This window comes from Peribacillus sp. NPDC058002 (assembly GCF_042886655.1).
Taxonomy (GTDB): Bacteria; Bacillota; Bacilli; order Bacillales; family DSM-1321; genus Peribacillus; species Peribacillus aracenensis.
The window spans coordinates 1-7,231 of the sequence record NZ_JBHVQU010000183.1 but is presented as its reverse complement, the minus strand read 5'-3'; the positions used below and the strand labels follow the sequence as shown (position 1 = coordinate 7,231).

The 7,231-nt window shown below is 40.1% G+C and carries 6 protein-coding genes; 5 read left to right on the top strand and 1 reads right to left on the bottom strand.

Annotated elements, in window-relative coordinates:
* The first annotated feature begins 336 nt into the window (after positions 1–336).
* From ACFVSH_RS20830 to ACFVSH_RS20810, 5 genes are all read left to right on the top strand, one after another.
* Entirely contained in the window at positions 337–933 is a 597-nt protein-coding gene (locus tag ACFVSH_RS20830; protein WP_387707614.1) for a TetR/AcrR family transcriptional regulator, read from the top strand.
* Between the two features lie 123 nt (positions 934–1,056).
* Entirely contained in the window at positions 1,057–1,782 is a 726-nt protein-coding gene (locus ACFVSH_RS20825; protein ID WP_387707612.1) for an aspartate/glutamate racemase family protein, read from the top strand.
* Positions 1,783–1,918: 136 nt separating this feature from the next.
* On the top strand, positions 1,919–3,238 hold the full coding sequence (locus tag ACFVSH_RS20820; RefSeq protein ID WP_387707610.1) for a purine-cytosine permease family protein: 1,320 nt from the start codon (positions 1,919–1,921) through the stop codon (positions 3,236–3,238).
* Positions 3,239–3,263: 25 nt separating this feature from the next.
* Positions 3,264–4,358 (top strand): S-methyl thiohydantoin desulfurase family protein, encoded by a 1,095-nt coding sequence (locus tag ACFVSH_RS20815; RefSeq protein ID WP_076368701.1) that lies wholly within the window; start codon positions 3,264–3,266, stop codon positions 4,356–4,358.
* Entirely contained in the window at positions 4,358–5,938 is a 1,581-nt protein-coding gene (locus tag ACFVSH_RS20810; protein ID WP_387707608.1) for a hydantoinase/oxoprolinase N-terminal domain-containing protein, read from the top strand. Before ACFVSH_RS20815 ends, ACFVSH_RS20810 begins: the two co-directional genes overlap by 1 nt.
* Positions 5,939–6,322: 384 nt before the next feature.
* Here ACFVSH_RS20810 and ACFVSH_RS20805 read toward each other — a convergent pair whose 3' ends face one another.
* A complete protein-coding gene (locus ACFVSH_RS20805; RefSeq protein ID WP_260287254.1) occupies positions 6,323–6,790 on the bottom strand; it encodes a DUF2306 domain-containing protein in 468 nt (155 codons plus the stop codon).
* Between the last annotated feature and the right edge of the window lie 441 nt (positions 6,791–7,231).

Genomic DNA, 7,231 nt, shown 5'->3' with positions numbered 1-7,231 from the left:
CGTTTACGCCGAGGAGGCTCAACGCCCGCCCCGCGGAAAGCGAGCATCTGGAGGGAAAATCAACCACACCGCTTTACTTGGTAAATAGCAACAAAGTATGCGAAAACAACCTTGTTTTATTAGGAATTATAAGCAAAATAATTTTTGAACCATGAATTATCGTTTAAGAACATACTAGATTACAATATTTCCTATCAAAAGGTTCATGTGTTAATCTCGGTGCAACTACTGTTATCACAAGAATAATTATTATCGCGGATTATTTTTTCAGAAAATTATTGTTTTTCAGAAAAATACGCTATATAATTTACCTAATAAACGTTAGGTGGGGATGAATTGAAAAAGCAAGAATTGATAGATGCAGCCCTTTTGCATTATTCACTACATGGATATCAAGGAGCTACCATGAAGAAAATTGCGGATGAAGTGGGAATAAAACCAGCATCCATTTATTTTTTTTATAAAAACAAAGAGGAATTATTTATTGCCGCTTTTCAACAATTACTTGATAACCATTTAGCCGAAATGAAACGGATTTTAGCTAAAACAAGTTCACGATCAGTTGATCAGATTTTTAGTGAAATGCTTCATGGAATCGTCAAGTATCACAAAGATGATGAGCGAGGGACCATGGCGTATATATCGTTGGTGACGTCACCCATTCCGGAAATCAAACTATATTTACAAAAGTATTTGTTGCATTTTAATGACTGGATGGCGAGTTCACTTGAGGAACTTTTGAGGCATAGGTATCCGGGCATTTCCGCCGACGAAGTGGACCAAATCATTAAGCAATATGTTTTACTCGGGAATGGATTGTTCTGGGGTATAAACTTGTATGAGGGACAAGATTTAATGGAACAAGTTCATATTGCAGATCGATTCATCAGCTCCATGTTTAGTGATATAGAGAGAAAATATGTCCAAAAGTGAATAATAAAAAGGTCTATTGCAGAAATGGATTAGTTGCTAAAAGGGGGTGATATAAATAATGAAATCATGACAAAAAAATAAAAATGGTTAGAGGGTCTATTAAAAACAAAGGAGTGTATCCCAATGAAAATTAAAGTGATCATGCCGGTTATATCGGATATTTTTAATGAAGAAATTAGAAGAGAGATTAAATCTTATGTTTCTGAAAACACTGAAGTAGGAGTTTGCAACCTTGATTATGGACCTGAATCAATTGAAAGCGAATATGATGAAGCACTATGTATACCTAATTTCCTGGAAAAAGCAAAGCAGGCTGAAGAAGAGGGGTATGAGGGTGTAATTAGTGATTGTTTTGGAGATCCAGGTGTGAAGCCTGCAAGAGAAATATTGGATATTCCCGTTGTTGGGCCGTGTGAGTCTTCCATGCTTGTTGCGAGCTCATTAGCAAAATCCTTTTCGATTGTAACGGTGCTGCCTAATGTTGTGCCCATGATTGAGAACATAAGTAAGACCCTAGGTGTGGATGGGAATGTCGCTTCCATTCGATATGTAAATATTCCTGTTCTGGAAGTTCAAGATAAGGAAAAGTTAAAATGTGCGTTGTTTGAAGAAATGATAAAGGCGATTGAACATGACAATGCCCATGCTTTAGTGTTAGGGTGTACAGGCTTTATGGGTGTTGCAGCGGAGCTTCAGGAACGATTATCGCAAAGAGGTTATGATGTTCCGGTTATTGATCCCGCATTTGCAGCAACAAAGATGCTTGAAATTTTAATTGCTATGGGGGTTAAACAAAGCCGCTTGACCTACATGACTCCACCTTCTAAACAGAGAGTAAAAAAATCATAAACTTTTTTAAGAAAAAGAAAACCAACGACTCTGGCAAAGTGAATTAACGGAATATTCTGGATATTAAATTTAAAAAGGCAGGGAAATCTCCAAGTTGATCGATAAAGCTAAGGAGTAATTCATAGGGGGTGAATTTATGGAAGATCATACAAAGTTGGGTGACGATTACTCTCTATCGAGAGTTCCACAAAATGCGAGATTGCCAATGTGGGATATCATGATTGTCAGAGTCGGTGCTCTAGCTACACTTTCTCAATTTATGCTAGGTGCGGCATTAGGATACGGAATGACTTTTTGGCAGGCGTTTTGGGCCATGATGTTTGGAAGTGTCATTTTACAAGTTATAAGTTTTCTAATCGGTTATGCCGGTGCACGTGAAGGCCTTTCAACCAGTCTATTGTCGCGTTGGACAGGATTCGGCAGGTATGGTTCAAGTATCATTGGCGCAGTCATCGCTTTTTGTACAATTGGCTGGTTTGGAGTACAGAACACTGTTTTTGCTAATGGATTGGTTGAAGCCACCAACGGTAAATTGACCCTCCCAATTGCAGCTGCCATTACCGGATTAGGCGTTACTGTACTGGTTATATTTGGATTTAAGCTATTAAGCATGACTGCCAAGATTACCGTTCCTGCTTTTCTATTGGTGGTAGGGATTGGCATCTATCAAGTTCTTAGTGATCATTCCATTTTCAGTTTAATGGGAACGCCGCCTCCGGGAGAGAGTCTTTCTCTGGGCGTGGGTGCAACAATGGTTGCTGGAGGATTCATTATAGGTGCTGTAATCACACCTGACTTCAGTCGGTTTGCCCGAAACGGTAAGGATGTTTTTTGGATGACTACCATTGGTACACTTGTGGGTGAACTTGGTGTAGGAATGATCGCTGTGTTAATGGCCCATGCAGCAAAAACGAGCGATGTTGTCAGCATCATGCTACAAACGTCTGGCTGGCTTGGCGCTGCAGTTGTCGTTTTTTCCACAGTGAAAATTAATAACGTAAATTTATATTCCTCTTCTCTTGGCTTTACTAATATTTTCGATTCGGTTTTTAAGGTCAAGATGAATCGAGGACTCGTTACACTTGTAATTGGTGCTATCGGCACTTTGCTTTCCATTATGGGCATTCTCGATAGATTTGTAGACTTCCTTGTTTTACTTGGAATCATGATACCTCCAATAGCCGGAATTATGGTGGTTGATTACTTCGTGCTTAGAACGTATCGAGAAGCCCTTGATGAAAGCAGGGAGAAAGGAACATTGCCATCTGAGCCTGAAAAATTGAATCCAATTACACTAGTTGCCTGGGCAGCAGGATTTGCAAGCGGCTATTTCATTACAGTTGGCATACCATCTATCAATTCCCTTCTAATAAGCGGCATTATCTATTACGCAGGTGTGTTATTTATTAAATCCATCAAAGGAAAAAAAGAGAATAGGGATCATATCGCATCATAATTTTTGAAAATCGGGGGTTTTGAGAATGAGGAGATTAGGTAAACAGGAAATTGAAGATATTGCAGTAGGTGCGGCTTTACTCGGAACGGGCGGAGGAGGAGATCCTTACATTGGTAAACTAATGGCTTTACAGGCAATTGAAGAATATGGGGAAATCACATTGTTGGATGTGGATGAAGTTCCTGATGACGCATTAGTAGTACCTTCCGCGATGATGGGAGCGCCGACGGTAATGTTGGAAAAAGCTCCAAGTGGTGAAGAAGCAACAGCCGCTTTCAAAAACCTCGAAGCTTATTTAGGAAAAAAGATTTTTGCAACGATGCCGATTGAAGCAGGCGGAGTGAATTCGATGGTGCCACTTGCACTTGCTGCCAAGCTTGGCTTGCCTGTAGTGGATGTTGATGGAATGGGAAGAGCATTCCCGGAATTGCAGATGGTCACTTTTTATTTGGATGGAATTGCAGCCACGCCGATGGTCCTTGCGGATGAGAAAGGCAATACGTCACTGCTCTCAACCATAAACAATGTCTGGACAGAAAGGATTGCCCGTGCAGCAACGATTGAAATGGGCGGTTCCACCATGACAGCCATCTATCCAATGACAGGAAAGAATATAAAGGAAAGCGGAATTAGAAATATACTAAGTTTAGAGGAACAAATCGGTAAGACAATAAGGCTTGCAAAGCAAAACAATGTTGATCCAATAAAAGAAGTGTTGAATAAGGCGGACGGGTTTGAATTGTTCCGTGGAAAAGTGAGTGATATCAACCGCAAGACAGAGGCGGGATTTGCTAGAGGTGTGGCAACATTCGAGGGAATCAATGAGTATAAGGGAGAAAAACTCGAGGTGCGATTCCAAAATGAACATTTAATTGCACAGACAGAGAAACGCTTGCTTTGTGTCACTCCAGATTTGATTGCCGTGCTTGATGCAGAAACAGGCTTGCCAATCACTACTGAAGGGATCCGTTATGGAGCAAGATGCGTGGTGATCGGAATGCCATGCCATCCTAAGTGGCGAACGGAAAAGGGAATTGAAGCTGTAGGCCCAAGATACTTTGGCTATGAAGTAGGTTATGTACCTGTTGAAGAACTAGTGAAAAAAGGAGGGATAGCATAATGGGTGTTTATCGAATAGGAATTGATGTCGGGGGAACCCATACAGATGCCGTGCTTTTAGATCAATATAATCAGGTCATTTCGGAAACAAAATCGCATACAACGGAAGATGTTTCCATTGGCATCTATACAGCAATGAGAAAAATAATCGATGATGCAAAGGTTCCGCGGGAGCAAATTAAGTATGCAATGCTGGGTACGACCCATTGTACAAATGCTATCGTTGAACGAAAGAGATTAAACAAAATCGCAGCAATCCGTATTGGTGCACCGGCTACTTTAGCGGTTAAACCGCTGATCGGCGTACCTGAAGACCTCTGCGCAGTACTCGGAAAATACGTATACCTAATCCGCGGCGGGCATGAATATGATGGCCGGGAGATTGTTGAATTAGATGAAGCTCGTTTGTATCAAATTGCCGAGGAAATCAACGGGAAAGTGGATTCGATCGCGATTACTTCTGTCTTCTCACCTGTATCGCAATCACATGAACTAAGAGCAAGTGAAATTTTCAAAGAAGTGCTGGGAGAAGAAATTTCAATATCTTTATCTTCAGAAATTGGTTCAGTCGGTTTACTGGAAAGGGAAAATGCGACGATTCTTAATGCTGCTGTCGTAAATGTCGCTAAAACAACTGCTGACGGATTCATCAATGCCCTGAAGAACGAAGGAATTGAGGCAAAAGTATTCTTTTGCCAAAACGATGGGACATTAATGTCAATTGAATATGCGGTTAAATACCCAATCTTCACTGTTGCTTGCGGTCCGACTAACTCATTAAGGGGAGCATCCTATTTGAGTGAGTTAACAGATGCAATCGTTGTTGATGTTGGGGGGACAACAACGGATATTGGTGTTCTGGTACAATCGTTTCCAAGGGAATCTTCTTTGGCAGTAGAGATTGGAGGAGCCAGAACAAACTTCCGGATGCCTGATTTAATTTCGATTGGACTTGGCGGAGGGACAATAATCCGCATAGGAGATAATGGAGAGTTCACAATTGGACCGGACAGTGTCGGTTACCGACTGCCAGAAAAAGCCTTGATTTTCGGAGGTGATACTTTAACGACAACTGATGTTGCTGTGGCACTTGGAAAGGTGAAACTTGGTGATGCTTCAAAAGTGGCCCACCTTGATAAGGAATTATTAAATAGAGTCTATTTAAATATGGTCAACCTGGTCGAAGAAGCCATTGATAAGATGAAAACAAGTGCTGCACCAGTTCCTGTCATTCTCGTTGGAGGTGGAAGCATCCTTTTACCTAAGGAATTAACAGGTGCATCTGAAGTCATACGCCCATTACATTCAGGTGTAGCAAATGCCATTGGATCGGCTATCTCCCAGGTTAGCGGGCAGATTGAAAAAGTATATGCAATAGCTGAAATTGGAAGGGAAACAGCATTGGAACAGGCAAAGGAAATAGCGATGTCAGAAGCGATCAGCGCCGGAGCCGATCCCGAAACGCTTGTTATTGTCGACATAGAAGATGTACCTTTAGCATATATGCCTGGGAATGCAACCCGTATCCGTGTGAAAGCAGCTGGTGATTTAGCCCAGTCTGAATTGAATGAACTGGTGTAGGCGAGGCAGAGGGCTGTAAATTAGCTAACTATTGTGCAGAAGAAGCTTTGTCTTTTCTAGTAAGTGGAAAAAGCGGGCGCTATGAATAGTGGAGTTGACAAATTATTGTACTTGGTATTGAGATTAGATTACAAATTACCAACAACAAACCATGGTTGGCATCTCTGAAATAGTAGATATTTGCTTACACAGATAAATAAGCTTATACACTAACTTGTTTGCCGAATAACAATGAATATAAATGTATTCGTTTGGCGATAATTATGTTATTGTACTACCCCCTAAGTGGTACTCCTCCATTGTTAAAAGCCCCTCTCTTGATCGAGGGGCTTTTTTTATGTTGGGGTTTGTTAAATGAATTTGTAGGAGCTTTTTGGACTGTATTTAGATAGAATTGGATTTTTTATACTTCTTCCCAACCAAAAGTATCAGCGGTGAACCTATAATGCTTGGAAGAAACCAAAAAATTAATGGGTTCCATTCATTCAAGATAGTTATATTGGGTACATTCACTACAAGAATTGCAGTACAAATAGCGATATAGGAACCGAGCATCCCGCTAATATGAGATGCAATCCAGTTTTTCCATTTCTTCTTAGCAGCAAGATAGCCTATAAACGCGAAAGAATATGAAAATATCCCAATGAAAAATAAATATGCGCTGCTTTCCCAATTCAATATTGCCATTGTCAGGGATGTGACAAAGAGTACAACATATGCACTGTGATAAATTTCACCACAAATTGTATGCATACCTCTTTTTTTCTTTGAAGACATAGCACCTATTCCACTAATAAGACATATTGCTCCAGCGAAAATATGAATGAATAGGATGATCTTAAAGATAAGCATCTTTCCCTTCGTTAAATAATCATTATCATAATGTAACAGATTAAATACTTATTTTATTATAATACAAATATTTACCAAAAACATGATTGTTAATTTGCAAAAAACAAAATCAATTTAGTTAGGGAAGATGAGTTTCCATACAATGGAACATCCTTTGCGAAAATTCTTCAGGCGCTGTATACGCTGCAGAAAGCCGTCAGTCAATCTGTTTTTATGAGTTGAAAGTGCAGTGCCCCTTAAAAAGGCAGTAAGCGTAGTCCTTTTTAAGGAGAAAGGAGGATTTTACGTTTCATTTGAAGAATGTTTTGACCAATGGGGGTGGAATAATTGCGACAACATATTGAACAGGACTTATCTAAAGATGATATTTTTAGAATGATTGTTAAGCACCTTGATGTATTTCCGTTGACTAGTCTAGAGGCTATTAGAGAAGTGATCAGA

What these genes read in the sequence shown, in the direction of transcription:
- ACFVSH_RS20825 (WP_387707612.1), top strand. Translation starts at nt 1,057, where the DNA reads ATGAAAATTAAAGTGATCATGCCGGTTATATCGGATATTTTTAATGAA.
- ACFVSH_RS20815 (WP_076368701.1), top strand. Translation starts at nt 3,264, where the DNA reads ATGAGGAGATTAGGTAAACAGGAAATTGAAGATATTGCAGTAGGTGCG.
- ACFVSH_RS20820 (WP_387707610.1), top strand. Translation starts at nt 1,919, where the DNA reads ATGGAAGATCATACAAAGTTGGGTGACGATTACTCTCTATCGAGAGTT.
- ACFVSH_RS20805 (WP_260287254.1), bottom strand. Translation starts at nt 6,790, where the DNA reads ATGCTTATCTTTAAGATCATCCTATTCATTCATATTTTCGCTGGAGCA.
- ACFVSH_RS20810 (WP_387707608.1), top strand. Translation starts at nt 4,358, where the DNA reads ATGGGTGTTTATCGAATAGGAATTGATGTCGGGGGAACCCATACAGAT.